The organism is Pseudohaliea sp. (genome assembly GCF_054552115.1).
The window spans coordinates 1-25,545 of sequence record NZ_JBTOLW010000032.1; the positions used below are offsets into that span (position 1 = coordinate 1).

24 protein-coding genes are annotated in these 25,545 nt (G+C 64.0%); 8 read left to right on the plus strand and 16 right to left on the minus strand.

What is annotated here, in order from left to right:
* The coding region (locus ACX93N_RS13710; RefSeq protein ID WP_459429035.1) for a transposase at positions 1-132 on the plus strand (132 nt) is incomplete at its 5' end.
* Positions 133-178: 46 nt separating this feature from the next.
* Here the strand turns inward: ACX93N_RS13710 and ACX93N_RS13715 are convergent.
* From ACX93N_RS13715 to ACX93N_RS13735, 5 genes are all read right to left on the minus strand, one after another.
* The gene (locus tag ACX93N_RS13715) at positions 179-1,339 is read right to left on the minus strand and encodes an aspartate aminotransferase family protein (protein ID WP_459429000.1); all 1,161 of its coding nucleotides are present in this window, start codon (positions 1,337-1,339) and stop codon (positions 179-181) included.
* Between the two features lie 164 nt (positions 1,340-1,503).
* Positions 1,504-4,587: an efflux RND transporter permease subunit gene (locus tag ACX93N_RS13720; protein ID WP_459429001.1), complete on the minus strand. Its 3,084-nt coding sequence runs from the start codon at positions 4,585-4,587 to the stop codon at positions 1,504-1,506.
* 13 nt (positions 4,588-4,600) lie between these two features.
* Complete coding sequence (locus ACX93N_RS13725; protein ID WP_459429002.1) at positions 4,601-5,761, minus strand: efflux RND transporter periplasmic adaptor subunit; 1,161 nt, start codon at positions 5,759-5,761, stop codon at positions 4,601-4,603.
* Positions 5,758-6,204, minus strand: a complete 447-nt coding sequence (locus tag ACX93N_RS13730) for a hypothetical protein (RefSeq protein WP_459429003.1) — start codon at positions 6,202-6,204, stop codon at positions 5,758-5,760. The genes ACX93N_RS13725 and ACX93N_RS13730 overlap by 4 nt, the downstream gene beginning before the upstream one ends.
* Before the next feature lie 38 nt (positions 6,205-6,242).
* Entirely contained in the window at positions 6,243-6,671 is a 429-nt protein-coding gene (locus ACX93N_RS13735) for a cytochrome c (RefSeq protein WP_459429004.1), read from the minus strand.
* Positions 6,672-6,775: 104 nt separating this feature from the next.
* On the opposite strand from ACX93N_RS13735, the gene ACX93N_RS13740 reads away from it, so the two are divergent.
* Together ACX93N_RS13740 and ACX93N_RS13745 are read left to right on the plus strand one after the other, a co-directional pair.
* Positions 6,776-7,441, plus strand: a complete 666-nt coding sequence (locus ACX93N_RS13740; protein ID WP_459429005.1) for a cytochrome b/b6 domain-containing protein — start codon at positions 6,776-6,778, stop codon at positions 7,439-7,441.
* On the plus strand, positions 7,422-7,853 hold the full coding sequence (locus tag ACX93N_RS13745; protein ID WP_459429006.1) for a MarR family winged helix-turn-helix transcriptional regulator: 432 nt from the start codon (positions 7,422-7,424) through the stop codon (positions 7,851-7,853). The genes ACX93N_RS13740 and ACX93N_RS13745 overlap by 20 nt, the downstream gene beginning before the upstream one ends.
* A 372-nt stretch (positions 7,854-8,225) precedes the next feature.
* Here ACX93N_RS13745 and ACX93N_RS13750 read toward each other — a convergent pair whose 3' ends face one another.
* Complete coding sequence (locus tag ACX93N_RS13750) at positions 8,226-8,828, minus strand: hypothetical protein (protein ID WP_459429007.1); 603 nt, start codon at positions 8,826-8,828, stop codon at positions 8,226-8,228.
* Positions 8,829-9,171: 343 nt separating this feature from the next.
* Complete coding sequence (locus ACX93N_RS13755; protein ID WP_459429008.1) at positions 9,172-9,630, minus strand: GNAT family N-acetyltransferase; 459 nt, start codon at positions 9,628-9,630, stop codon at positions 9,172-9,174.
* 167 nt (positions 9,631-9,797) lie between these two features.
* On the opposite strand from ACX93N_RS13755, the gene ACX93N_RS13760 reads away from it, so the two are divergent.
* Positions 9,798-10,424, plus strand: a complete 627-nt coding sequence (locus ACX93N_RS13760; protein WP_459429009.1) for a tyrosine-type recombinase/integrase — start codon at positions 9,798-9,800, stop codon at positions 10,422-10,424.
* A 146-nt stretch (positions 10,425-10,570) separates the two neighbouring features.
* On the opposite strand, the gene ACX93N_RS13765 is transcribed toward ACX93N_RS13760, so the two are convergent.
* Positions 10,571-10,849: a type II toxin-antitoxin system TacA family antitoxin gene (locus tag ACX93N_RS13765; RefSeq protein ID WP_459429010.1), complete on the minus strand. Its 279-nt coding sequence runs from the start codon at positions 10,847-10,849 to the stop codon at positions 10,571-10,573.
* Between the two features lie 924 nt (positions 10,850-11,773).
* Between ACX93N_RS13765 and wecB the strand changes: the two genes are divergently transcribed.
* A complete protein-coding gene (wecB, locus tag ACX93N_RS13770; RefSeq protein ID WP_459429011.1) occupies positions 11,774-12,871 on the plus strand; it encodes a non-hydrolyzing UDP-N-acetylglucosamine 2-epimerase in 1,098 nt (365 codons plus the stop codon).
* A gap of 119 nt (positions 12,872-12,990) precedes the next feature.
* On the opposite strand, the gene ACX93N_RS13775 is transcribed toward wecB, so the two are convergent.
* On the minus strand, positions 12,991-13,635 hold the full coding sequence (locus ACX93N_RS13775) for an RES family NAD+ phosphorylase (RefSeq protein ID WP_459429012.1): 645 nt from the start codon (positions 13,633-13,635) through the stop codon (positions 12,991-12,993).
* Positions 13,635-14,222 (minus strand): hypothetical protein, encoded by a 588-nt coding sequence (locus ACX93N_RS13780; RefSeq protein ID WP_459429013.1) that lies wholly within the window; start codon positions 14,220-14,222, stop codon positions 13,635-13,637. The genes ACX93N_RS13775 and ACX93N_RS13780 overlap by 1 nt, the downstream gene beginning before the upstream one ends.
* A gap of 231 nt (positions 14,223-14,453) precedes the next feature.
* On the opposite strand from ACX93N_RS13780, the gene ACX93N_RS13785 reads away from it, so the two are divergent.
* Both ACX93N_RS13785 and ACX93N_RS13790 read left to right on the plus strand, forming a co-directional pair.
* Positions 14,454-15,797 (plus strand): sensor domain-containing diguanylate cyclase, encoded by a 1,344-nt coding sequence (locus tag ACX93N_RS13785; protein ID WP_459429014.1) that lies wholly within the window; start codon positions 14,454-14,456, stop codon positions 15,795-15,797.
* 29 nt (positions 15,798-15,826) lie between these two features.
* Positions 15,827-16,879 (plus strand): L-threonylcarbamoyladenylate synthase, encoded by a 1,053-nt coding sequence (locus ACX93N_RS13790; RefSeq protein ID WP_459429015.1) that lies wholly within the window; start codon positions 15,827-15,829, stop codon positions 16,877-16,879.
* On the opposite strand, the gene ACX93N_RS13795 is transcribed toward ACX93N_RS13790, so the two are convergent.
* The 5 genes from ACX93N_RS13795 to ACX93N_RS13815 form a co-directional block, all read right to left on the minus strand.
* Complete coding sequence (locus tag ACX93N_RS13795; RefSeq protein WP_459429016.1) at positions 16,876-17,469, minus strand: c-type cytochrome; 594 nt, start codon at positions 17,467-17,469, stop codon at positions 16,876-16,878. The genes ACX93N_RS13790 and ACX93N_RS13795 overlap by 4 nt on opposite strands.
* A gap of 71 nt (positions 17,470-17,540) precedes the next feature.
* Positions 17,541-18,941 carry an MBL fold metallo-hydrolase RNA specificity domain-containing protein gene (locus ACX93N_RS13800; RefSeq protein ID WP_459429017.1) on the minus strand — a complete coding sequence of 467 codons (1,401 nt, stop codon included), beginning with the start codon at positions 18,939-18,941 and terminating at the stop codon, positions 17,541-17,543.
* Positions 18,942-19,026: 85 nt separating this feature from the next.
* On the minus strand, positions 19,027-19,551 hold the full coding sequence (locus ACX93N_RS13805; RefSeq protein ID WP_459429018.1) for a DUF4124 domain-containing protein: 525 nt from the start codon (positions 19,549-19,551) through the stop codon (positions 19,027-19,029).
* Between the two features lie 16 nt (positions 19,552-19,567).
* A complete protein-coding gene (locus ACX93N_RS13810; protein WP_459429019.1) occupies positions 19,568-20,641 on the minus strand; it encodes a pectin acetylesterase-family hydrolase in 1,074 nt (357 codons plus the stop codon).
* On the minus strand, positions 20,638-21,396 hold the full coding sequence (locus ACX93N_RS13815; RefSeq protein ID WP_459429020.1) for an OmpA family protein: 759 nt from the start codon (positions 21,394-21,396) through the stop codon (positions 20,638-20,640). The genes ACX93N_RS13810 and ACX93N_RS13815 overlap by 4 nt, the downstream gene beginning before the upstream one ends.
* 212 nt (positions 21,397-21,608) lie before the next feature.
* Here ACX93N_RS13815 and ACX93N_RS13820 point away from each other — a divergent pair, with 212 nt between their 5' ends.
* Positions 21,609-22,817, plus strand: a complete 1,209-nt coding sequence (locus ACX93N_RS13820; protein ID WP_459429021.1) for an EAL and HDOD domain-containing protein — start codon at positions 21,609-21,611, stop codon at positions 22,815-22,817.
* Here ACX93N_RS13820 and ACX93N_RS13825 read toward each other — a convergent pair.
* Positions 22,814-25,528 carry a cation-translocating P-type ATPase gene (locus ACX93N_RS13825; RefSeq protein WP_459429022.1) on the minus strand — a complete coding sequence of 905 codons (2,715 nt, stop codon included), beginning with the start codon at positions 25,526-25,528 and terminating at the stop codon, positions 22,814-22,816. The genes ACX93N_RS13820 and ACX93N_RS13825 overlap by 4 nt on opposite strands.
* Positions 25,529-25,545: the final 17 nt, after the last annotated feature.

The window sequence follows — 25,545 nt, forward strand, 5'->3', positions numbered from 1 at the left end:
CCACTACATACCAGCGTTTTGGAGGGGATCAACAACCGAATAAAGGTCATCAAGCGGATGGCCTATGGCTACCGGGACGAGGCGTATTTCTTCCTGAAGATCCGCGCGGCGTTCCCCGGTAATCTACGATGAACCTTTTTTATAGGTAGCCAGTAAAATCTCACTGAGGCCAGAGTTTTTAAAGGATAGCTTCTTTAAAAACAGTATCTAGGCAGTTGAGAAAGCTGTCGACCTCTTTAGTAGTGATAGTGAGCGCAGGATCAAATCTCAGGATATTAGCCGCTGGATAGCAGCCAACTAGATATCCCCGCTTTTGAAGGGTTTTCTGCATTAAGCTTGCAGTCATCTGTTCGTTGGGAGCGAACTCTAACGCTAGCAGTAGGCCTCTGCCACGCGCTGAGTTTACAAATCCATAGCGATTGACCAAGTTTCTGAGTCCGCCCAGGAAATAGGCACCAATTTCTTGACTTCGCTGCACGAGCCGGTCTTCGGACAAAGTTGAGAGCACGGCATTCACAACACAGCAGCCAAGCGGGTCATTTTGGTGGGACTGTATGTAAGTGTAGTCCTCCTCTTCTAGTTTTCGCGCAACTTCTCTTTTCAAAACAACGGCACTTACCGGATATCCATTCCCGAGACCTTTTCCCATGGAAATCAAGTCCGGTTCGATATCATAATGCTGGAAACCGAAAAATTTGCCGGTTCTGCCAATGCCAGTGGTGACCTCATTGCAAATGATCATCCCATGGTTTTCTCGAATTCTTTGCGAAATCTTTTTGACCAATTCCGAAGGGGGGAATCTGACAAAACCTGTACCACTTCCGCCTGGCTCGAAAATGAAGCCTCCCACCTTGTCAAAATCAATCGTTTCAAGTGCGGAATCGGGGTTATCAAAACCTGATTTCTCCCAATCGAAAAGCAGAAAATCTGAACGATTCTTTTCCCCAGCATGACCGAACGCTGAAAGGTAAGAATTCGAAAACGTCAAAAGCTTTTTTTCGCCTAGGAGGTATCGAGCAATTGCTACCGCAAGCTCCATCGCTTCACTGCCCGAGCATAGGAATGTACATTTTGCATCGAGCATTCCCGAGGCGGCAGCGAGGTTTTGTGCCGCTTGCTCCGCAACATGGCTCGGCATCCTTGTATTTACGTGTGTGATTTTCCCAAGCTGTTGCGTGATTGCATCATTTACTTTCGGGTTGTTATGGCCAAGGGAAGTGCTCCACAATCCTGACTCTAAATCTAGAAATTTAGTACCTGATTTGTCGTAGACAGTACAACCAATTCCCGATTCGATATCGAGGTTTATGGGTGTGTAGCTAGAGAACAAGCTGCTCATCTATCAATTTTCTCCATAAATACTATTAAGCGTCGATCCAAAGGTGGAGGAAATACGCTTCATGAACTAGGAAGCTAAGATACGGTCCATTATTGGAGTTCCTAATTCATGAAGAATTGATTGTTCTAAACCTGAGTAACAGAAGTTCGGCGCCCCTCCTTAACTCAGGCAGGCCGAGGCGGTGCCAACTGGGCGCATAGCAGACTGTAGAGCACGGGCACGACACCGAGTGTGAGGATTGTGCCGACCAGAAGGCCGCCGGCGATTGCGCTTGCCATACCGTAGAAGAGAGGGTCTTTTGTCAGAATGAGTGGCGCCAGGCCAAGTATGGTGGTCACTGTTGTCATGATGATGGGCCGCAGCCGCCTCGCTGCCGCTGCTACGATTGCATCAGGTACCGCGAGGCCATTCGCACGCTCCGTGTCAATACGGTCGATGAGAACGATAGCGTTGTTCACGATGATGCCGGCGAGCGCATACAGACCCAGGATAACCATGAACCCGAACTTGGCGCTTGCAAGGTGTAGCCCGGCCGAAGCTCCTATCAAAAGCAATGGTATTGTTGCGAACACCAGTGCGGGCCGTCTGTAGGAATTGAACTGACCGACGAGCAGCGCGACCATCGCCAGCAAGCACAGTGGCAGGTAGGCAGTGAGCGCACGCTGGGCCTCGGCGGAGTCAACGACGACGCCATCGAACTCGATGGTGTGGCCGGGCGGCAGAGCCTCAACCATTTTTGCCAGGGAGGGCAGAAGAAGCGGGACCATGTCCTCCGCGGTCATGAAATCGTTGCGCGCCTCTACCGTCAGTGTCGGCAGGAGATTTTCTCTGGCGATGCGGCCGTAGGCGTTGACGAGGCGCGTATTCGCGACCTGACTGACGGGCACCGGATCTGTCTCGGCGCTATGTGCTACCGCCGTAGCGAGAATGGCAGTCAGGCTACGTCTTTCATCGCTTTGGTTCCGAAGAACAATCGGGACTTGATCGTCCCCCTCGCGGAGCACACTCAGCGTTTCTCCATCGAATGCCCGTGCAAGGGCGCGGCTCACGGCGAGCGATGAAACCCCCGCGCGCCGCGCACGCTGCTGATCGACGTCGACAACGACCATCGGCACGCGGTTTTCCCAGTCGGAGTACACATCAATGGCGCCCGGTATGCTGTTGAAAGCACCCTTAATGCGTTTGCCAAAGGCAAACAGCGTGGCCTTGTCGGGGCCTTTCAACTGAACCTCGATCTTCGTCGAGTCACTGGGCCCGAGGAACATCCGGGTGACCCGAGCGGAAAGCTCGGGGGCGACCTCGCGAAAGAGCGCCTGCAACTCGCTACGCACTTCACCAACCCTGTTGAGCCGGGAGACGTTGACGAGCATGAATGCCTTGTTCGGAGCGGGGTCAATGGGGGTCAGTGACAGTACGAAACGCGGTCCCCCGTTACCGATGTAGGCGATGTGGCTTTCGACATGCGGGATGGCCCCGGGCCCCTCGAGGGCTCTGAGAACGCGTTGCATCGATTGGTCCATGGTGCGGGCGGTGACACCGGCGGGAGCATCGATGTAGACCAGCAGCTGTGCCCGGTTGCTGTTGGGGAAAAACTGTTTCGGCACCTGGCTCATCCCGACAAGGGCTAGCACCATGAGCAAGAGCATGAGTAGTAAGAGCTTCGCTCGGTGCCGCAGTAAGCACCGTAGCAGGCGGACGTAGCTGTCGGTCAGCCGCCGAAAGGTTCGCTCGGGTAGCCTCGGCCTGGCGATTGGAAGCGAGTCGTCGTCTGCCGTCACTTGCACGAAGCGATGGCACAACGACGGTGTTACGGTCATCGCCAGTAGCCAGGACACCAGCAGCGACAGAAGGATCACTATCGAGATTGACCGGGTGTATTCACCGGCCGTGTGCTGCGCGAGCATCAGCGGGAGAAACATGAGTATCGTGGTGAGAGTGGCCATAAGAAGCGGCACGGCGAGTTCCCGCCCGCAGGCCCCAAGCGCCTGGTCTCTGGAGGCGCCTTCCTGCATACGTCTCCTGAAATCCTCGGCTACGACGATGCCGTTATCCACTAGCAGGCCGAGCGCAATAACCAGAGTCGCTAGACTCATGCGCTGCAGCGAGACATCGGCGGGCCCCAGTAGTGAGAGCGTGATCAACATAGCGCAGGGCACGATGGAGCCGACAATCAGTCCGGTGCGCAGCCCGAGAAAGAAAATCACCACAACGAGTACAATTACCAGAGTCTGCAGGACGTTCGCAGAAACCCCATAGATGGCTTGAGCAACTTGTTCCGACTGCAGGGTGATGAACTCCAGAGAAAAACCCGCCGGGAGCGTCGTCTCCAACGCTCGAAGCTCTGCGGCTATCAGCTGGCCATAGTCGAGTACACTGAGTTCGGGGTGCATCGAGACAGCGAAAACAATTGCCGGTTCGCCGTTGTAGTACGCGGGGCGTTGCGGTGGGTCTGCGGGACCACGAGTGATGATTGCAAGGTCGCCGAGGGCAGCAACCCCCCGGCCGCCCGGCAAGGTCACCAGCGCATCGCGTACCGCCTGCTCATCGGGGAAGGAGCCCGTGGGCTCGACCAGGAAAGCCCGGTCACCCACATCGACGATACCGCCGGGTTGAAAGGTGTTCTGTTCCTTTAGCAGGGCGGCCAGTTCTGTGGGGGTCATCCCCAGCTCGGTGAGGCGGCTGTTGCGCGCCTCAATAAAGATCTGCTCTGGCTGCAGGCCGAGGACTTCTACGCGCCGGGTGCCCTCGACGGCGTAGAGCTGGTCGCTCACAAAGTCGGCGATGTCTATACGATCCTGCCAAGTATGATCACCGCTCAAAAGCGCCACGGTCGCCACGGCCACATCGCCGAAGTCGGTGTTCACCTTGGATGCCAGGGTCCCGGGCGGCAAAACCGTCGCGGCCTCAGCGACCCGGTCACGCAGCTCATCCCATAGCTGGTCCAGCGCAAAGATGTTGGGGTAGATTTCCGCATGGATGATCGATCTGCCGGGCATGGAAACAGAGCGGATTTCCTCCACCTCGGGCAATCGGCGCACCGCCTCTTCAATGGGCCGCGTTATGAGGCGCTCGACGCGCTCGGGTGACATGCCCGGATACTCGGTCGTTATCACGGCGTCGCGGATGGTGATCGCTGGATCCTCGCGGGCTGGCAGCGAGAAGTAGCTGCGCACCCCGAAGGCCATCAGAGCCAACAGCACGAAAGCAACCAGCGGCCGATGGCGAAAGGCAAGCTCGGAAAGCGTCAAGGCGGCCAATCCTCTATTGATAGATCGACGCACCGCGCCCCAGGAGCCGCACGCGTTGGCCGTCCTTGACAAAAGCGGCGCCCCGGGCCACCACGATTTCGCCGGCTACCAGCCCCGCGGTAACGTATGCGCGATCAGCGCTGATCCTTTCGAGTTCAAGCGTTCGACGCTCGAGGATACCTCCGGTACTAGCATTCGAGTGGGGCCTGAAGACATAGGCATGTAAGGCATCGCCTTCACCGGAGACGAAAGCCGTGATCGGTATGGACACGGAGGCCGCCTCCGCATGTTGAGCTTCCGGGCGTTCTTGCGTTCCGAGCGACACTTCGGCGGTCATGCCGGGCCGCAGCGGACAGGGAGGTGTATCGATCAGTAGCGCTACGGGGAAGGTACCCGTCGTCGACGCATCGGGGCCGATTTCCTTGATGGACGCCACCGCCTCGTCGTCACCGCAGGCCGGAAAGGTAACGACGTGCCTGCTGCCACCGCGAAGTTGTTCGATCATTGTCTCCGGCACATCGACGTTTACTTCCAATGCGTCAACTTGTCCCAGGACTTCCAGGATGACTTCTCCAGCCACTACCCGCTGCTCCGGCTCCGCGAGGCGCCTCGCGACCACGCCTCGATAGGGCGCACGCAGCTCCGTGTCAAGGAGGCGTTCCCGCGCGATGGCAAGGTGGGCCTCGGCGACAGCGACCCTGGCCCTGGCGACTTTAAGCTCCGCTTCTGCGGCATCGAGATCGGCAACAGACCCCAGATCCCTGCCGCGCAACGCGCTCTGGCGTTCGAAGCTCTGTCGGGCGGACTGCTGGACCGCCCTTGCCTCGGCCAGTTCGCTTTCTCGGGCCCTCAGGTCAAGCGCGAAAGTCCGATCTTCCAGCCGAGCGAGCAGTGCCCCTTCCTCAAAGGGTGCGCCTGTTTCACGCTCTATCGATGCGATCCGGCCGGGGACATCAAAGCTCAAGGGCGCCTGCCTGACGCTATCCACGACGCCAGGCAGAACAGGGCCGCGATCGGCGCCCGCCGCCTGCACTTCGGCCCAAGCAATGGGCCGCGCCGCGACGGGGTCCGCTGGTGGCACGGAGCGGCATGCCGCCAGCAAGGCGCTGATGGCGGCGGCTGAGAGTACGCGACCTGCAGCGCAGAAGCCGTCATCTCTGCGCAGACGCCTCATGTTGTCATCTTCAGCCGAGGGCGCTTCATCCGCATACCGTCGCGCATGTTCAAAAAGATAAGTGTCAGGTTCCCTGCTCCGGCGATGAGCTCAAGAATCTGCGCAAAGTAGAACCAGCTATCGAAGGCCGACGCCTGTGCCTTATAGTTCAGGTAGAAGGCGAGTGGCACCAGAACGAGCATGCCGTTGAGCGCGATCAGGGGCATGCGCCTGCGTTTCGCTTTCACCAGAGCTCCCGAGCGCCCTTTCCCAAGGGCAAAGCCTGTCCCGGCCGTGACCATCAGCAGCGGTATGAAGCCGATGAGCGCGAAGAGAATCGTCTGCTTGACGGCAGCGACTGCGTGAAGCGACAGGAACAGCTCAGAGATCAGGGTTGACGCCAGGAAGGCGATGATCATCAGTGCCGCAAGACCTGCGGCGGTCCGGTGTATCAGTGTTTTCATCGGTCTTGCCTCCATCATTGGGCATGGAATGTCTGCGCCTACCAGCGCTTCTTGTAGCGTCTGTGGCAGGAGCGACAGCTCTTTTCGGCTCGCTCGAGCGCACCCTGCGCTAGTTGGCGTTCTTCACGCGCGACTTCATCGATTTCCCCGTACGCGTCTGCGAGGTCCTCCAAGCGGGCACTGAAACCGGTCCAGTCCCGCCATACGCGGGGCTTGCTCTTTCCCATGCCCTCGGTGTGTCCTGGGAATTGCACCAGCAACTCGCGGGTGGTCGTCTCGAGATATGCGGCGACCTCGGCAAGCTCATCCCAGCGCTTTTGCCGCGCAAGTCGCGGCAGTCCATCCGTGCCGTCCTCAATCTCTTCAAAGGCGCGTTGACGCTGCTCAACGAACTCCGGGCCGTTTGCTTGCGCTGCCATCGGCAGTATGACGAACAGGCCGAGAATCGAGATGTACCGTGAAAGCATGGGGTCCTCCTTTCTGCGGTTGCGAGCCTGAAGCTTGCAATTGATACATGTGCATATGATAAGGTTGCATTTGCAAATGTCAAGGCCCAGGAGGAGGACAGGCCATGAACCGGGTTTGGGATCGTTTTCTGCGCAGCTATCACTGGCTACAGGCACTGCTGTTCGTGCTGCTATGCGTTTCAGGGTTCGCGGGGGATGGGCAGGGCCTCGTGCACCATGCCGCGGGCGTCGCCATCGCTGTGCTGGCGCTTTGGCGAGTGCTGTGGGGCTTTGCCGGCAGTGATACCGCGCGCTTCTCGCACTTTCTGCCCCGCGTCTCGACGCTTCGTCATTACCTGCGTACCGGTGAATACCGGGGCTATGGTCATAACCCGCTGGCCGCGATCATGGTTCTCTTGATGCTCGCATTGCTGGTACTGCAGATCGGCACCGGATTCTTCGCATCAGAGCTGATCAACATGAGCACGACCGTTGCTTTCGCCGACCGGGCATCGGACTGGCACGCGCGGCTGATCGGGATTCTTCTTGCTGCGACCGGTGCGCATGTCCTCGCTGCCATCACCCATGAGCTGAAAGGGGATCGCGTCATCATGGCGATGCTCCACGGGCGACAGGCAAAGGCACCGGCTGGCTTGTGCTTCCAGGGGGTCGTTCGAGCGTTCTTTCTACTGGCGGTTAGCCTTGTGCTGGTTCTCTTGCTAGTGTCCGCGCTTGGCCAGCTTGACTTCCAAATCTGGAGCCGGGGGACGTATGGCAGAGCTGAAGCGTGAAGATTCTTTCGGGTGGCTCATCGCCGTCCTGTCCAGGCAGCTGAGCGATGAATTCGATCAACGGCTTCAGGCACTGGGCCTGCGCATCGGCCTCTGGCCGACTCTCTTTGCGCTGTGGGAGGAAGATGGTGTGACTCAGTCCGTTCTCACCGAAAAGTGCCAAACAGCTCATTACACAACGACGCGTGTGCTCGATGAACTGGAAAAGCGCGGTCTCGTTGAGCGTCGCCCCCATCCCACCAACCGCCGTGCTACCACGGTCTTTCTCACGAAAGAGGGCAAGGCGCTAGAGCATCCTGCGGTGGCAGAAGCCAAGGCATGCAACGCGCGAATGCTTGCAGGCCTCTCGCGTCAGGAGAACGATCGCCTCATGACGATGCTCCGGAAGATAGCGGGATTGGGTAGCCGGTAAGGGCACGGCAGTGAGGGCCATGTGGAGGTCACGGGAATGCCAGTCACCGGTCACCTCCTCGTCTACAATGCTGGCAGTATTCCTAAACGAGCCGCCGCACTTCGGACAGGTCTCCACATCGGTTCGGAAGACCGGTCGCAGCTGCTGCGACAAGCTCGCCAACCCGCCCGTAGTGGGTCGAAAGCGGCCGCTGGCGCGGTCTGAACCATGGCGTCCGCTATTGGCCAGCAGCGGTCATGAGCCGACGATCACTCCGTCGAGAACAGGTAGTTCAACTTTTGGGTGCCTGGCAATTGGCCTGACGCACCTGCAAACAGCAGCCTTGGCGGCTGTGCCATACAGTCGCCTCGGCGAAAGCGGTGGCTCAGCATTTTATTTCGAGGTTTTGCGCCCTCGGTGTGCTGACTGAACCACCACAACGAAAGACAGCACCACACCGCTCCATACTCCCAGTGCGGATATCAATTGTGGGCCTGTATTAGAGACTATGAGTGGTAGCGACCATGCAATGGGCAAGGTGCCAAGAAGTATCCACTTTAAAACTTGCCAGCTCGATCCGGCGTAGTAGCTGGTTGCCTCAAGGCGGTCACCCTCGGATGCTTTCTTAATCCGCGCATACAACTCGTGAAGTTTTTTGTTTGAGTCACTGTCATCCGCCCAAGTTGAGATATGCAGGCGCTTTTCATCCCTGAAGCCAAGCACTAGCTGATGTGCAAGATGGCCGTTGACGTCTAACCGGTACCACTTCAAATGACTCAATGGGAACGCCTCACCGTCAAACAAGAGTTCTGCGGCTTCCTCCTCAAAATTCACACTGGCTTCTCGCCAGAGACCCGGTATCCGCCTCGCCAGTTGTATTGGGAAAATCAGAGGCACCAGGAAGAACGCGAGGAGAAACAGAACCGGCATGTCTATTTTCGAGCTCCAATAACACAGCCCGAGAAAGCTGAGGTACCAAATAAGTAAGAGAATCATCGCTTTCCAGACTGCAACGACCTCGATACTCTGATTGTCACAGTCGAAAACGTGGCGATGTTTAGGGGTGCCTCTCTCAGAGTGCCACTGATTTTGTGATCGTTTCGGGGTCAAAACCAAGCTCGTGTTAAATCCATTTTGGAGGTCTGACCCAGTAACGCGTTCATAGTTGGGTCTGAACGGGTGCGTTAATAGTATTATGCAACGCGACGGCCCGAATTCTATGAGTTTCTTACCTTCCGGTTGTCGTCTGTTGTGGGTCGAAAGCGGCCGCTGGCGCCGTCTGAACCATGGCGTCCGCTATTGGCCAATTGCAGACTTCGCGACAATGCAGAATGTATTCTCAGCCTAGGTCAAGATGAAGGAAGTGGTTAAACTCCGTCTGCTTGTGAGTGGAGTATGCTTCCCCCTTCTTGAAGCCATGCTTCTCATAGAGCGCATATGCCGCTCCAAACGAAGCTCCACTACCCGTTTCAAGACTGATGCGATGGATGCCACGCGACGAAGCGGCGGCGATGATAGTTTTCAGGATGATGCTGGCGGCACCATGCCCCACGAAATCAGGGTGCGTTCGCATTGACTTGATCTCAGCGGTCCCGTCAGCAAGCATTTTCAATGCACCGATGCTGGCGATCTTGGAATTGTGCCACGCGCTCCAAACAGTGACCTCCGGCTGCAGCAGATCCGACAAGTCCAGGAATTTGGCATCGTCCGGAACGTCTTCGCTCATGCCGGCGAGATGTAGGGCAATCAAATTGCGCGACTGTTCACTGGATAGATCATCCTCGGTAATATCAAACATTGTCGCTCAATGCGGTTTTCTCTCAATCCAGATTACTTTAGAGAGGAAAACGAGCAGTGACAATGACTGCTTAGGGTCGACTCCAGCCCCAACAGCAGCCAGTCGCGAACGTCCGCTCTCTCAGGTACCACAATAGGATTCCTTCCACCCACATGAGGAATCGAAGGATGTTCTATCTCGTTGACGACACCGCGGCCGCCCCGCCCTGGAACAAGGGCAAGCTAAGTGGCCAGAAAAGACCCGTTGAGCTCAACGAAATCTGGACGATCCGGGTCAGGCTGCAGATGGCTGGGGATGTACGCGGACTGGCGATGTTCAATCTGGCGATCGACAGCAAGCTCCGAGCCTGCGATTTGGTAAAGCTGAGAGTCACGGATGTGACGCACGGCAGCACTGTCATGCGCAGAGCAACCGTCATGCAGCAGAAGACGCATCAGAGGGTCCAATTTGAGATCACCGCGGACACACGCGAGGCCGTCGCCAGTTGGATCGATAAAGCGAACCTGCGGCCCCTGGACTTACTGTTCGCTAGCAGGGTCCGCGGCTCTCCTCACATGTCGACCAGGCAGTACGCCAGGATCGTTCATAGCTGGATAGATCTGGTCGGCCTAGACGCAAGCGATTACGGTACCCTCTCCTTGCGACGCACGAAGGCGTCGCTGATCTACAAGAGGACAAAAAGCCTGCGCGCCGTGCAGTTGCTACTCGGGCACACGAAGCTGGAGAACACGGTGCGGTATCTGGGCGTCGAGGTAGACGACGCACTTGAGCTAGCCGAGGAGACCGAGGTCTGACGCTAGAAGCGGTCGTTCGCGGACGGCCGCTTCACAGTCTCCCTTGCCAGTTTTCTCTGAATTCCGTTAATACCTTCGTCGCCGGCGCACCGGGCTAAACGATCTTGTTGCCCCACAGATCAACTCTGCACGCTATTTCAGCAACGTCATCTCGCTTTCGGAAGGTCAAAAGCGGCCCGCATCAGTCTTTCATTGGGCTCGGGCGGGTTCTCCAAAAGGCCCATCATGTGCAGGCTACCCCGCGCGGATAGGTTCAACCGCTCCCCGCTCTCAATGACGCTGCTGGCCTCAGTCAAGGCGACTCGGACGATGAACTCGCTGAGGCTAACGCGGCACAGCTCCGCCGCCCGCACCAGCATCGCTTTGTCATCAGGCGCGATTTGCAACTCTAGGCGATCCACGTCTTCTGTAGGCTTCTCTGGCATCCGCGCTTCCCCCCTCTGTAACCGAGCTGAAAGCGTACATCTCGGCTTCTCGACGTCAATGTGTAACAGCGATGCCCGCACCTCAGGTAGGCGGCGAGGTCGATACTGGCCTGAGAGGCGGCATAGGGACGCCCTTCGCGAAGATAGGCTCCGGAGCGCGTTAGTCGGGCTGACCGAAACGTAACCGCCGAGACGGGCACAGATGCAACAGCGATCTTCGGTCGCTCAGGCTCATGGAGGATAAGGATGCGTACGACAAACCGCACGCGTCGGAAGCAGTGCATCCCCTCGTGCGCTTCTTGGTGGACGCATGGGATATGCCAGAGGCTATCCTAGGGGCATAGCTAACTGTGGCACCAGGGGATTGGATACGCGTATCTTGGCCCAAATTATCGTGACCACGGGATGGACATTTTGCGTCCACCTCGCTCGGAGCGGTCAGCCTGTGACGGCAGGATTGTCCAAAATCTCATAACCTAAAAACACATTTAACTATTTGATTTATCCTATTTTTATTTGTGAGCGCGTGTAGGTTCTGGTCGTTTTGGACTCTTTATAGGCATCTGTCGTAGAGCGATCTTCACGCATTCATAATGCTGGTCGCTGGTTCAAGTCCAGCCGTAGCTACCATTTTTCCCCTTTATTTTCATCAGCTTAGCAGACCCCCTGCTTTCATCAAGCGTTGAAGTTTTGGCTTGGTGACCAAATGGTGACCACCTCGCACCAAGAGGCCCATGGCTCCAGGGAAGAGGCGTATTTCTTCCTGAAGATCCACGCAGCGTTCCCCGGTAAGCTACGATGAACCCGATTCCCCAGGTAGGTCCCGCGTGAGCAACCGATTGGGAGATCACCGCCAGCTTTTGAGATCTTGTTGATCGGAAGGCCGGCAAAGCCAGCCTCAATACGGCCACCTGGGGGGAACCAATGCCTTTAGTCGACCTCATCGTCGGCGCCCGACCTAATTTCATGAAAATTGCGCCGATCGTGCGTGCTTTCGATGCGCGCCGCGCACGGGGTGGGAAACTGCGCTATCGCCTGGTGCATACCGGCCAGCATTACGATCCTCGTTTGTCTGGCGCTTTTTTCCGGCAGCTGGGGATTCCGGATCCGGATGTGAATCTCGGGGTAGGCTCGGGCACCCAGGCCGAGCAGACGGCGGCAATCATGACGCGTTACGAGGCGCTGCTGCTCAAGAACCCCTCAAAGCTGTGCCTGGTCGTCGGGGATGTGACCTCCACCATGGCCTGCGCCATCGCCGCGCAGAAGCTGTGCATTCCGGTTGCGCACGTCGAGGCCGGCATCCGCTCCGGAGACTGGTCGATGCCCGAAGAGATTAACCGCATGGTCACGGATGCGATCACCAACTGGTTCTTTACCACCTCCGAGCTTGCCAACCGGAACCTCCATAAATCCGGAATCGGTGAAGATCGCGTCTTCTTCGTAGGCAACACGATGATCGACACGCTGCTCGCCAACAGGGCGCGGCTCGTTCCACCGGAATGCGTGGGCGAGTTGGGGCTGGAGCCGGGTGAGTACTTCGTTGTCACGCTCCATCGCCCGTCCAACGTCGATGCCAGCGTTGGCTTCGCAAACCTGTTGCAGGCCGTCGGCGAAGGTACGCGCGGCTTGCCAGTGGTGTTCCCCGTCCACCCGCGGACCCGCAACACTCTGGCTCAACTGCCGGGCCTGCCGGGTAACATCAAGCTGGTGGACCCGCAGCCTTACCTGGAGTTCAACTGGCTGGTGAAGCACGCGAAAGGCGTGATGACAGATTCGGGCGGTATTACCGAGGAGACCACGGTAATGGGCGTGCCGTGCCTGACGCTTCGTGACAGCACCGAGCGCCCGGAAACCGTGGACATCGGGACCAACGAGCTGATCGGTACCGACCCGGCGGCCTTGAAGCCGGCGTTGGACCGGTTGTTTGCAGGTGAATGGAAACAAGGCGGCATTCCGCCCCGGTGGGACGGGAAAGCGGGTGAGCGGATCGTGGCGCGGTTAGAGACCCTGCTCTGCGACTGACTTCCACGTGCTCTGCCCCGGGGCCGGGGACCATTGTAAGACGGCCTGAAGCCATGCAGCCATGCAGCCATGCAGCCATGCAGGCAGCGAACAGGAGAACCCCTCGTACCGCGCGCGCCTCAAACAACAGCGTAGCCGATGACGCGGGCGGTCTCATTGAGGATGTTGGTCATAACCGCATCGCGCAGTTCGCGGTGAAAGACCGGGCGCGCCGGGATGGCCCGGGCGGCGCGCTCAAACAGGGCGATCGCCGGTGCGTTGCCGTACATCGACGAGCAGTAGAGCAGTCCGTCGATGGCGGGATAGGCCTCGTAGAGCTGTTGCGCCCACCGTCGCGCCCGCGGTCGCGGTCCCGCATGAAGGGCCATGGATGCGCCGATGGCCGTGGCGAAGGGCCCGTTCAGGTCGAGCAGCGTCACCGGCGCCGCGAGTTCGAAGCCGCCGAGTACGGGGTCACGGGCGTGGCGGTCGATCACGCGCGTGCTTTGGAAGACCTCGGCGAGGCAGGTGGGGATGGCTTCCCGGCCGCTGGCCAGGTACATGATTCCCCGTTCCTGGCGGTGCGCCCTCCCCTCATCGTCCGGCAGCTGGTGGTCGAACCGGCTGGTGGTCGGGCCATAGCAGCGAAACGCGTCCCAGGAGCCTGGGAACTCACCACCCGCGAAGAATAACCGTGTCATCGTAGACCCTGCAGGCAGGCGCTGCAGCACAGGCGCGATGGCCCGCAGGGCCTCCACACCCGGCGGCTCAGTAAACTTTGCCATCAGAGCTCGCTGGCAAGGGCAGCCACGGCCTCCGGCGGGTGACCGGTCATGAGCCACTCGTGGGGACTCAGGGCGTGATCCAGGGTCTCGGACTCGAGGTCCGGGTGCACATCCATGAAGAACCGCTGCACGGCCACGGGGTGCGCATCAGGACGAATGGCGCGCAGGACGGCCTCCAGGCCCGGCAGCGCGCCCTTGGGGCCGAACTGGAAGCGCGGGCAAACACGACCGCCGGATGCACGAACGGCGTACAGTTCCCTTGCCTCAAGCTTCTGGCGGATACGGCTGGTGCTGACGCCCAGCAAGTCCGCGACAGCTCTCTGGCTCAAGCCCGTGGCGACCATCTGGGCGAACTCGCCGGCGACGACCGCCACATTTCTGGCAGCAGTTTCGTCTGACCGGCCCCCAACACCCCGGGCGCCAGCGCCACGCAGGAAGGCCTCTTCAGGTTGTGACAGGGCGTTGGTGACCAGCGGCGTCTCGTAGATCGGGTGAGCGCGCAGGAAGGCCGCCGCCGCAGAGACCAGGCGCTCGGTATCGGTGATACCGGCCGCCGCCAGCGTAACGCGGTCAATTTCCTTCACCATGACTACCTATTATTAACGCTGTGAGTATTCGTTAATTATAGGCAGGGCGATCGACGCTGTCATGCAGCGCAGGCAGGGCGGAGGCTCTCGCGGGTGAGAGCGTGCCCCCTCACCCTCTCGCGCCGGGGCAAACCGGAGCCGCTGTACCGTGGTAGCATTGCGCGGAGCAACTGACGCTCGCGGCAAGCCCGGGGTGTGCGACCGGGCGGCACAGGACGGAACCACAAGCCAATGGCTGACAGCAACCTACCGCCGCCCCCCGGAGACAGCGCCTTCCGCCAGGCGGTGGAGCAGGCCTACAACTCGGTGATGATCACGGAGGCCGCCCTGGCGCCACCCGGGCCGCGAATCGTCTACGTCAACCCGGCGTTCTGCGCGCAGACGGGCTACGGCGCGGACGAACTGCTGGGGCAGACGCCGCGGATTCTCCAGGGCCCCGGCACGGAGCGGCCGGTCCTCGACCGCCTTCGCGAGACCATCGGGCGGGGCGATTTCTTCGAGGGGCAGGCCGTCAACTACCGCAAGGACGGCGAGCCCTATCTCGTGCGCTGGAACATCAGCCCGCTGCGGGATAGCGCGGGCCACACCACCCATTACCTGTCGGTGCAGAAAGACATTACCGACCGCGAGCAGATCGAGCGTTTCAATCACCAGTTGCTGTCGAACATCGAAGAAGGCGTGATCGGCATGAGCCGCACCGGGGGTCTGGCCTTCGCCAACCGGTCCGCGCTTGCGCTCCTCGGCCGGGACGATGTGCAACCGCTGATCGGGGGCGACGTCCACGACCTGCTCCACGGCAACCGCCCCGAGCGCTGCGGCGAGGGCGCGGCAGGGTGCTCGCTGCGCCGCGCGCTGGCGCAGGGAGTGCCGCTCAAGGGCTGGCGGGACACTTTCTACCCTGGCTACCCTGGCTACCCTGGCGACGGCGAGCCCGTTGCGGTGGAGTTCTTCGCCGTGCCGCTGAAGGGCCTTGCCGGCGAGGCCGACGGCATGGTGATCACCTTCCGCGATATCTCCCGGCAGCTGGCGCTGGAGACGCAGCTGCGGGTGGCGGCCCAGCGGGACCGGCTGACCGGCGCCTTCAACCGGCACTACTTCGATACGCTGATCGACCGTGAGCGCGCCCGCGCCGCGCGGGGGGATGAGCGGCTGTGCCTGGTGCTCCTGGACGTGGACCACTTCAAGGCCGTGAACGACGAGCACGGCCACCTCGTCGGCGACGAGGTCCTCCGGGCCCTGGTCAACCACCTGTCGGGGCGCCTCCGCCGCAGCGACATCCTGATCCGCTGGGGCGGAGAGGAGTTCGCCCTGGTCCTGCCGGCTACGGCCCTGGCAGGCGCCCGGGCCCTGGCCGAAGGACTGCGCGACAGCGTGCAGGCCGGGCCGCTCGCGGCGGGCCTGCCCACCGTGACGGTCAGCGCCGGGGTCACGGAGCTTCCCCCGGACGGCGACCTGGAGCGCGCCCTGAAGCAGGCGGACGATGCGCTCTACGTGGCCAAGCGCGAGGGCAGGAACCGCGTCGCCGTGGGTCCGGCGGCAGCGCCGGTACCGGGCGCCACGGGCAGAGCCCGCTGACGCTGCCACCACTGCCGCGCATGAAGATCATGGAAACCCGCGTCCTCACCGTCGACCCCGAACACCCGGACCCGGCCGCTCTCGCCGAGGCGGCCGCCGTCCTGCGCGCCGGCGGGCTGGTGGCCTTTCCAACGGAGACGGTCTACGGCCTCGGCGCGAATGCCATGGATGCCGACGCCCTCGCGCGCATCTACGCGGCCAAACGGCGCCCGGCCAACGACCCGATCATCGCCCACATCGCCCGCGTAGAGCAGCTCGACGAACTGGCCCGGGAGATCCCGGCATCCGCGCGGACGCTGGCAGGCGCCTTCTGGCCCGGCGCCCTGACCCTGGTGCTGAAGCGGGCACCCGCGGTGCCGGAAGTCATCGCCGCGGGCCGCGACACCGTCGCCGTGCGCATGCCGGCGCACCCGCTGGCCCGCGCCCTGCTGCAGGCGGTGAACCTGCCCGTCGGCGCGCCCAGTGCCAATACCTTTACCCGGCCCTCGGCGACCACGGCGGCGCACGTGCTCGAGGACCTGGACGGGCGCATTGACCTGGTGCTCGACGGCGGGCCCACCCCGATCGGCGTGGAGTCCACGGTGCTGGATCTCACCGGCCCCGCGCCGGTGGTCCTTCGCCCCGGCGGCGTACTGCTCGAGGACCTGCAGGGGGTGCTGCCGGAGACCACCCTGGCCCCGCGTTACCTCGCCGAGGATGGAGCGACGGACGCTCCCGGGCAGCTGCTAAAGCACTATTCGCCGCGGGCCCGCGTGCTCCTGTTCACCGGTGGCCGGGAGGCCAGCCGGGCGCGCATGCAGGAAGAAACCCGGCGCCTCGCGGCGGAGGGGCTGGCGGTAGGCCTGCTGCTGGCCGCGGAAGACACCGCGGCCTTCGCCGACACCGCGGCGATCGAGGTCCTCGGTGCGGAGGGGGACCACGCCGCGATCAGCCGGCGGCTCTTCGAGGCGCTGCGCGCCCTGGACCGGCGCGGCGTCGATACCATCCTGGTCCGGGACTTCGGCCGCGCGGGCCTGGGCGCGGCGCTCTGGGACCGCCTGCTGCGCGCGGCGGAGGGCCGGGTCGTGGACGCCGGCGCCTAGCGCCGCTGGTACAGGCCCACGTGCACGTAGGGCGCGCTCGCCGGCTCCCCTTCCGGTACCGCCCCGGGGGCCTGGTGCGGGTTCGGAGCGAGGTTCTTGAGGTAATGGGCAATCGCCATGGCGTCATCCTCAGCGAGGCGGGCGTAGCTCTGCCAGGGCATCACCGGCAGCGCACGGCCACCGTGGCGGTTCATACCCTCGCGCAGGAGCTGGGCGATCTCTTCCTCGCTCCAGGCGCCGATACCCGCTTTCGGGTGCGGGGTGAGGTTCGGCGGGTAGACGACAGCCGGGTAGCGCACGCGCATCGGGTCCGAGATGGCGATACCGACCCGCGACCCCGCCAGCGCCCGGGCCTCTTCCGGTGCGCCGATGAGCGCGCCGTCCGTGTGGCAGCTGGCACAGCCAAGGAGACTGACGAGGTAGCGGCCGCGCTGGACCACCGGGTCATCGGCGTTGCTGGCCGGGGCCGGCGCCGCGACCACGAGGGCGTTCTCCACCGGCTCGAAGTCCTCGAGGGGGTCTGCCAGCGCCAGGGCGGGCAGGATAGCGGGCAGGACGGCGGACAGCAGGCGAAAGCGGAACCGTGGCATAGCGGTCTCCTCGAACAGAACGGTCGCACTTACTCTAGCGCCTGCATCGGGGCGCCGCCACAACCCCTGGCTCAGAACTCGATGCTGTCGTAGCGCCCGGGAATCTCCGTCTCGATGCCGAGCTCCCCGCGGATCCGCGCGGCCAGCGCCTTCTGGGCGCCGGCCTCGCCGTGGACGAGCACCGTGCGCGGCGCCGGATCGAAGGCGCCCAGCCACGCCACCAGGCCGCTCTGACCGGCATGCGCGGAGAGCCCGCCGAGAGTGGCCACGTTGGCCTTGACCACGAATTCCTCGCCGAACATGCGGATGGTGCTCGCACCGTCGACGATCAGCCGGCCGAGCGTCCCCGCGGCCTGGAAGCCGACGAAGATCACCGTGTTGCTCGCATCCCAGATGCGGTGCTTGAAGTGATGACGGATGCGCCCGCCGGTGCACATGCCGCTGCCGGCGATGATCAGGGCCCCTTTCCTGATGCGGTTGATGGCCATCGAGGCATCGGTGCTCTCTGTCAGCTTCAACGTGGGCAGGAAATTCTCCAGGGACGCCCGCTGGTTTTCACTCAGCGTCTTCACGTCCTCTGCATCCAGCAGCCTGAGCCAGTGGTCGTAGACCCGGGTGACCGCAATGGCCATGGGGCTGTCGAGGAACACCTGCCATCCGTCCAGCTCGCCGGCCTGGTGGAGGCAGCCGAGGTGAAACAGGATCTCCTGCGTGCGCCCGACGGCAAAGCTCGGGATCATCACGCTGCCACCGCGGCGCCAGGTGTCCCGGAGCACTTCCCTCAGTTCCGCCAGGGTGTCCTCCTCGGTCTTGTGCTCGCGGTCGCCGTAGGTGCTCTCCATGAGCACGAGGTCCGCCGACTGCAGCCGCGCCGGCTCACGCATGAGCACCGAATCGTGCTTGCCGAGGTCGCCGGAAAAGACCAGGCGCCGCGGCCCGTCCGCTTCCTCGAAGGATACTTCGCAGATCGCCGAGCCGAGGATATGCCCCGCGTCGTGAAAACGAAGCGTGCCGGCGGGCCCCAGCGGCACCGCTTCCCGGTAGCGGTGGCCGACGCAGGCGTCGAGCACCGCCGCCACGTCCTCCCACTCGTAGGCCGGTGGCTCCTCGGGGCGGCCGCGCCGGGCATTGCGCAGGTTGGCGCGCTCGAGATCGCGGAAGTAGAGCCCGGCCGCATCCTTGAGCATGACCACCAGCAGCTCGGCGGTCGCCCCGGTACAGTGGATGGGCCCGCGAAAGCCCTGCCGGTAGAGCCGGGGCAGCAACCCGGAGTGGTCCAGGTGCGCGTGGGACAGGACCACCGCATCGATGGCAGCGGGATCGAAGCCGAAGTCACCGTCGTTGCGGTCGACGGCGTCACCGCCCTGGTGCATGCCGCAGTCGAGCAGCACGCGGCCCACCGCCGGGGCTTCAAGAAGATGGCAGGAGCCGGTCACCTCGCGGGCGGCCCCGTAGAAGGTCAGGCGGGCCATGGCAGCTCCCCGGCAGAAAGCCCGAGTATAGCAGCGTGGCTGCGCTGCGCTCCGGATCCGGTCAACGGTCCGGTCAGCGGTCCAGTCAATGGCGGGAAGAAACGATCGGGCGCATGAGCTGCTGGTTGTTCTGCAGCGGGACCACCGACTGCCCGGGCCGCAGCGGCGGCCGCACCGGACGCGGCCGCAGGGAGGGCCGGGGCCGCCACGGATGCCGGTAGGCGGGCCAGCCGTACAGCGGTGTCGCGGGCACGACCAGCGTTCGCGGAACCGGCGCGGGCCCTGCTTCGGGCCGCGGTGCCGGCTGTCTCGCCGCCGCGAGCTCGGCACGCGCGTTTTCCCGGGCACGCCGGTCCGCGGCCATGCGTTCCGTCGTCTCGCGCATGGCGTCAAGGCGCCGCTCCAGCAATGCGGGATCGGCCGCGGGCGGGACGTCGATCGAGAGCACCTCCGCCGTGCCGTCGTCGGGAGGCTGGTCACTGAAGGTCACGGTCCCCTGCGCATCGACCGTGCGATAGATCGTGGCCGGCTCTGCCAGCACACGGGACAGACCGCACGACAGGATAAAGGCAAGGCAGAGCACGCGGCGCATGCCGGAAGTATAGGCCACCGGCCCCGCCGCCACCTCAGGGCCCCCGGCACTCCCCGTCGCAGCTGCAGTGCACATTCGGGGCGTCGCGCGCCGGGTCGATGACGCTGGACAGCCAGTTCACGGCGCGTACACCGGCCGTCTCGCGGGTGTACAGCTCGTCGTAGCGCAGCAGCGTGTGGAACTCCCCGCCGGCCACATAGCTGCGGAAGCGGGGCAGGTCCGCGTGCAGCGCGTCGAGGTTGGCATCCAGCCCCGGCAGCAGCTCGGCCGGGTGGCCGAGGAGCGCCAGGAACTGCTCCTGCACCGCATCATAGGCGTTGTCGTAGCTGTGGAACCGGATCCCGGGCGCGGCGGCCGCGGCCAGGCGGTAGAGATCCGTGATCCGGAGCGTGTCGCTGCTGACGCCGGCAGTATCGAGCACCGCGGGCAGCGCCGGAATCACGCCCCAGGACTCCCAGAGTACCGTCGGCGGCGGCAGGCGGTAGCCGGCGCCGCCGCCGCCGAGCTGGGTGATTTGCGCCTCGGGATAGCGCCCGGCCAGCACCGCCGCGTAGACCGGGGACGCCAGGGCACCGGCGCTGCCGCCGGCTACCACGACCTCTTCCGGCGCAGGGAAGCGCGCGTAGGCGTCCGCCAGGGCGGCATCCGCGTTGGCGCGGCCGCTGTGGCGCACCGCCACGTCGCCCTCGGCGCCGGCGTAGAGCGTCGTGGCGTTACCGAGGTGCACGTCTCCGGAGCAGTAGCTGACGAACAGCTGCGACCAGCCGCGGAAGGGATTCGCGGGGTTGTCGAGGTCGAAGGCGCCGCCGTAGTCGCGCGGGTCGTTGCCGGAGCCCTCACCGGCGTGAACCCGGTAGGTCGGCTCGCCGTCCGGATCACAGGTGGCGGCGTTCCAGCAGGCCCCGCCGCCGTTGAAAAAGACCAGCAGCCGGGACGGATCGGCCTCGCGCACGTGGAAGCGATAGGCACTGCCGTCGGCACAGCCGGTACTGCCGCCGGGTTCGACCGTCTCCCAGGGCGGCGCCTCCGCCGCAGCGGCAAGAGGGCCGAGGACGAGCGTCCCTGTCGCCGCGAGCCACCAGCGTCGCAGCGGCAGCCGCGCGATCACTGCACCACCAGCTCGACGCGGCGGTTCCGCTCGCGGCCCTCGCGGGTATCGTTGCCGGCCACCGGCTCCGACTCGCCGCGGCCCGAGGCCACGAGCGCGTCGGCGTTGACGCCGCGGGACACCAGGTAGTCGCGCACGGCCGCGGCGCGGCGCTCGGAGAGCTTCTGATTGTAGGCCTCGGGGCCGGTGCTGTCCGTGTGCCCGATGACGCCGAGCGTCAGGCCGCCGTGGGCCTTGACCGTATCGACGATGCCATCGAGGGCCCGCCGGGAGGCGGCGTCCAGTTCGGCGCTGTCGAAGGCGAAGTTCACCTCGTCCACCGTCAGCACGACCTCGTCCTTCACCGGGCAGCCGCTGTCGTCGACGGTCACACCGGCCGGCGTGCGGGCGCACCGGTCACGGTAGTCAGGGACGCCGTCACCGTCGCTGTCGAGCGCACAACCGCGCGCGTCGACGCGGGCGCCGGCGGGCGTGCCCGGGCAGCGGTCGCTGCCGTCGACCACGCCGTCACCATCGCTGTCCGCCGGCGGCGGGGGCGGCGGCTCGGCCTCCGTGCACCAGAGGGCTGAGAAACCGGCGCCACCAACGGCGCCGGGGAGTACCCCGGAACCCCCGGAAACGGCGCCGCCCACCGCGCCGCCGATGGCGGTGACACCAGCGATGCAGCGCTCGTATTCGCGCTGGGTGAGGTTGGAGCAGGCGCCGAGCAGCAGGCAGAGCGGCAGGACGACGAGCAGGCGCTGGGACGGGTTCATCGGGAACTCCTCGAGCTGGCTATGTTTTCCCGGGGGCGAAAGGCGGCCGCCGGACTCCACACCTTGTAGCATATCGCCGGGAATCTTGCCTAGCGCCGGTTTCGACGGCCCGGGACGTGACCGGGCGCACAGTCCTGCAATCGCGCATTTGCCGGCCCGCGCGGGGTCGCTACCATGCCTACTCCTTGACAGTCAGTCCCCAGGGCAAGCCCGTGACCCCCTTTTTCCTCGCCCGCCAGCCGATCTTCGACCGGAAGCTCCAGATGCACGCCTACGAGCTGCTGTTCCGCGATTCCCGCGTCAACAGCAACCGGGGCGCCCTCGACGATGCCGCGACCACCGCCCAGGTCATCAGGAACGCCGCCGAGGTCGGCTTCGACCGCCTCACCCGGGGACACCCGGCCTACATCAACCTGCCCCAGCGCTTCCTCGAGGAGCCGGAACTGATCCCCCTCGACCCGGAGCAGGCCGTGCTGGAGGTTCTCGAGACCGTCGACCTCAACGAGCGCTGTATCGACGGCATCCGCCGGCTGCGTGAGCGCGGTTTCACCATTGCCCTGGACGACTTCACGAGCGGCGACGCCTTCGATGCCATCCTGCCGCTCGTCGACATCGTCAAGCTGGACGTGCTGGCCCTGCCGGCAGACGCCTGGGCGGGCGAGATCGAGCGGCTGCGGGCGCACGGCTGCCGGCTGCTGGCCGAGAAGGTCGAGACCAGGGAGGCCTTCGAGACGCTGCGCGGCCTCGGCGTCGATTACTTCCAGGGTTTCTTCTTTGCCCGGCCCCGCGTGTACCGCGGCCGGCAACTGCCGCCGGGGCGCGTCACGCTGGTACAGGCGCTGGCCGGCCTCAATGACCCGGACAGCACGGTGGATGACATCCATGAACTGGTAAGCCGGGACGTGGCACTCGCCGTCAAGGCCCTGACCTACGTCAATTCCGCGGCGTGCGGGCTGAGCCGTCGCGTCGACTCGATCCGGGAAGCCATCGTCTACCTGGGGCGGGACCGTATCCGCCGCTGGGTATCGCTGTTCGTGCTGGCGAGTGCGGAGAGCGAACCCGACGAGCGCATGACGCTCGCGCTGCAGCGGGCGAAGCTCTGCGAGCTCATCGCCGCCCGCGGCGGCCGCCAGGACCCGGACGCCTGCTTCACCGTGGGCCTGTTCTCCATGCTCGATACGCTCCTGGATACCCCGCTTGCGGAGGTCCTCCAGCAGATGAACCTGAGCGCCGACATGCGTGCCGCCCTGCTCGCCCACGCCGGCGGCACCGGCGCGGTGCTCGGCTGCGCCCGCCGGCTGGAAAGCGGCGATAGCGCGGAAGTCGACTGCCTGGGCATCGACAGCGGTGACCTGGGGCTGCTCCTCGCCGAAGCGGTCTGCTGGACCGACGAGGTCCTGCGGGAGCTGGGCCTCGACTAGGCAGCCGGCCGGCGCTTCTTTCCGCTGAAGAACAGCTTGTCGGCCTCGACGACCAGCAGGCTGGGCAGGAAGCACAGGAGGATCAGCGGCCACCACGCCGGGGGAAACTCGGCCGTACGGAACAGCGACTCGGCCGCGGGCACCAGCGTCGGCACGAAGCGGATGGCGATGCTCAGGGCGACCCCGCCCAGGAGCCAGGGATTGCTGAAGGGCGAGAAGGTGAACAGGGAGCGCTCCACGGAGCGGGCCGAGAACACGTAGCCGAAGTGGGCGAGGAGAATCCCCCAGAAGGCGGCGGTCTGGGCCTGGGTCAGCAGGAGCGGATCCACCAGCTCGCCGTCGACCATGGCCGCGCTGCCGAAATGGTAGTAAAGCAGGAAGCCGGGCAGGGCAATCGCAGAACCCACGAGGATCACCCGGCGCAGGAACAGTCCGTCGATAATCTCCGCCTTTGCCGAGCGCGGCGGCGCCTCGAGCAGCCCGCGCTCCTTCTGCTCCATCATCAGGGGCATGGTCAGCAGCACTGAATCCAGCAGGTTGATCCAGAGGATCTGCACCGGCTCGAGCACGAAGCGGGTGGCGAACAGGGGTACCTGCGCCGCGAGCAGGATCGCCCCCATGATCAAAAGGCCCTGGGCCGCGTTGGTCGGCAGCGTGTAGAGAATCGCCTTGCGCAGGTTGTTCCAGGCATGGCGCCCCTCCTCCACCGCCGCGACGATGGTGGCGAAGTTGTCGTCCTCGAGGACCATGTCCGAGGCCTCCCTGGCGACCTCCGTGCCACCCTGCCCCATGGCCACACCGATATCGGCGGTCTTCAGCGCCGGGGCGTCGTTCACGCCGTCGCCGGTCATGGCGACGATATGGCCGTTGGCCTGCAGCGCCTCGGCGATGGCCTGCTTGTGCTCCGGGGCGACGCGGGCGAAGACGGACACCCGCTCCACCGTCTCCCGCAGCGCCACCTCGTCGAGGTGGGTGAGGTCCGCACCGGTCAGCGCCTCGTGGGCATCGATGCCGAGCTGGCCGGCCACCGCGCGCGCCGTCTCCGGGTGGTCGCCGGTGATCATCACGGTGCGGATACCCGCCCGGCGGCAGGCCGCCACCGCCTGCACCGCGGCCTCCCGCGGCGGGTCGATCATGCCCTGGAGGCCCAGGAACACCATGTCCTTCAGGTCGTCGGCGCCGAGCTCATCCTGGTCTTCCGCCACCGGCAGGCAGGCAAAGGCCAGGGTGCGCAGCGCCTCGCCGGCAAACTCCTGCGCCTTCTCCAGCGCCGCCTCGCGGTTGAGCGCCCGGCTACCGCCGGCGGCATCGAGCTCGCTGGCACACATGGCCAGGACCACCTCCGGTGCGCCCTTCACCAGGATCTCGCGCCGCCCGTCTTCCTCTACCAGCACCGCCTGGTACTTGCTGGAGGAGTCGAAGGGCAGCTCCACGAGCCGCTTCACGACCCCGTCCTTGATACCGCCCTTGATCCCGGACACGCGCAGCGCGATCTCCGTCGGGTCGCCGCTGACGTTACCCCCGTGCACGTGCGCATTGTTGCAGTGATAGCCGGTAGCAAGGAGCCTGCCGAGGGCGTGCTCGGCGGCCTCGTCCACGGGGACCTCGAGCTCGAAACCGCCGCGCTGGCCCAGCGCGTCCCCGGTCACCCGGAAGACTATCCCCCCGGCCAGCACCCGCGTCACCGTCATGCGGTTCTCCGTCAGCGTGCCGGTCTTGTCGGAGCAGATCACCGAGGTGGCGCCCAGGGTTTCCGCCGCGGGCAGGCGCCGGATGAGCGCCTTCTTGTTGGCCATGACGATGGCGGCGAGGGCGAGGATCGAGGTGATCAGCGCCGGCAGCATGGCCGGGATCGTCGCGACCACCAGGGACACGGCGCCAAGGAAGCTGTAGCTGAGCGGGAAGCCGAGGTAGAGGCCGTAGATGAAGTTGGCCATACCGACGATGGGAATGGCGATGGTCAGGCCGCGGACGAAGTTCGCGATCTTGCGCTGCAGCGGCGAGGGCCGGACCTCGGCGCTGCTCACCAGGTCGGCGATGCGGCCGAAGGCGGTCTCGCCGCCGGTGGCGCAGACCACCGCGTGGGCCGAGCCGAGGGTGACGTAGGTGCCGGAAAAACCCATGTTGCGCTGGTCGCCGGGCACGAGGTCGTCGCCGCTGAGCGCTTCCGCCACCTTCTTCACCGGCACGGATTCACCGGTGAGCGCGGACTCGTCCGCGTGCAGGTTGCTGACGCGGGTAAAGCGCACATCCGCGGGAATCCTGTCCCCGGCCTCGAGCAGGACCAGGTCCCCGGGGACGAGGTCGCGCGCGGCGATGGACTGCTCCACGCCGTCGCGGACCACCATGCACTCCTGCACCAGCATGCTGCGGAGGGCGTCGAGGGCCCCCTCGGCCTTGCCCTCCTGCACGAAGCCGAGGATGGCATTGAGAAAGACCACGCCGAAGATGACGATCGTATCCGGCAGCATCTCGCTGCCGAAGGCCGTCAGCGCGCCGGTGAACAGGCCGGTGGCGAGGAGGATGAGAACCATCGGGTCCTCGAACTGGCGCAGGAAGCGTACCCAGGCCGGGGTCTTGCGGAAGGCGAGTTCGTTGGGGCCGTAGCGGCCGAGCCGCTCGGCGGCCTCCCCGGCGGCGAGGCCGCCGGAAGCGGTCTCCAGTGCCGTGAAGACCGCGTCGGCCTCGAGCTGGTAAATGGGCTTCGCCATGGCCGGGACCTTACCTT

Coding starts and splice junctions, on each gene's coding strand:
- ACX93N_RS13715 (WP_459429000.1), bottom strand. CDS start 1,339: ATGAGCAGCTTGTTCTCTAGCTACACACCCATAAACCTCGATATCGAA.
- ACX93N_RS13725 (WP_459429002.1), bottom strand. CDS start 5,761: ATGAGGCGTCTGCGCAGAGATGACGGCTTCTGCGCTGCAGGTCGCGTA.
- ACX93N_RS13730 (WP_459429003.1), bottom strand. CDS start 6,204: ATGAAAACACTGATACACCGGACCGCCGCAGGTCTTGCGGCACTGATG.
- ACX93N_RS13735 (WP_459429004.1), bottom strand. CDS start 6,671: ATGCTTTCACGGTACATCTCGATTCTCGGCCTGTTCGTCATACTGCCG.
- ACX93N_RS13740 (WP_459429005.1), top strand. CDS start 6,776: ATGAACCGGGTTTGGGATCGTTTTCTGCGCAGCTATCACTGGCTACAG.
- ACX93N_RS13745 (WP_459429006.1), top strand. CDS start 7,422: ATGGCAGAGCTGAAGCGTGAAGATTCTTTCGGGTGGCTCATCGCCGTC.
- ACX93N_RS13750 (WP_459429007.1), bottom strand. CDS start 8,828: ATGATTCTCTTACTTATTTGGTACCTCAGCTTTCTCGGGCTGTGTTAT.
- ACX93N_RS13755 (WP_459429008.1), bottom strand. CDS start 9,630: ATGTTTGATATTACCGAGGATGATCTATCCAGTGAACAGTCGCGCAAT.
- ACX93N_RS13760 (WP_459429009.1), top strand. CDS start 9,798: ATGTTCTATCTCGTTGACGACACCGCGGCCGCCCCGCCCTGGAACAAG.
- ACX93N_RS13765 (WP_459429010.1), bottom strand. CDS start 10,849: ATGCCAGAGAAGCCTACAGAAGACGTGGATCGCCTAGAGTTGCAAATC.
- wecB (WP_459429011.1), top strand. CDS start 11,774: ATGCCTTTAGTCGACCTCATCGTCGGCGCCCGACCTAATTTCATGAAA.
- ACX93N_RS13775 (WP_459429012.1), bottom strand. CDS start 13,635: ATGGCAAAGTTTACTGAGCCGCCGGGTGTGGAGGCCCTGCGGGCCATC.
- ACX93N_RS13780 (WP_459429013.1), bottom strand. CDS start 14,222: ATGGTGAAGGAAATTGACCGCGTTACGCTGGCGGCGGCCGGTATCACC.
- ACX93N_RS13785 (WP_459429014.1), top strand. CDS start 14,454: ATGGCTGACAGCAACCTACCGCCGCCCCCCGGAGACAGCGCCTTCCGC.
- ACX93N_RS13790 (WP_459429015.1), top strand. CDS start 15,827: ATGGAAACCCGCGTCCTCACCGTCGACCCCGAACACCCGGACCCGGCC.
- ACX93N_RS13795 (WP_459429016.1), bottom strand. CDS start 17,469: ATGCCACGGTTCCGCTTTCGCCTGCTGTCCGCCGTCCTGCCCGCTATC.
- ACX93N_RS13800 (WP_459429017.1), bottom strand. CDS start 18,941: ATGGCCCGCCTGACCTTCTACGGGGCCGCCCGCGAGGTGACCGGCTCC.
- ACX93N_RS13815 (WP_459429020.1), bottom strand. CDS start 21,396: ATGAACCCGTCCCAGCGCCTGCTCGTCGTCCTGCCGCTCTGCCTGCTG.
- ACX93N_RS13825 (WP_459429022.1), bottom strand. CDS start 25,528: ATGGCGAAGCCCATTTACCAGCTCGAGGCCGACGCGGTCTTCACGGCA.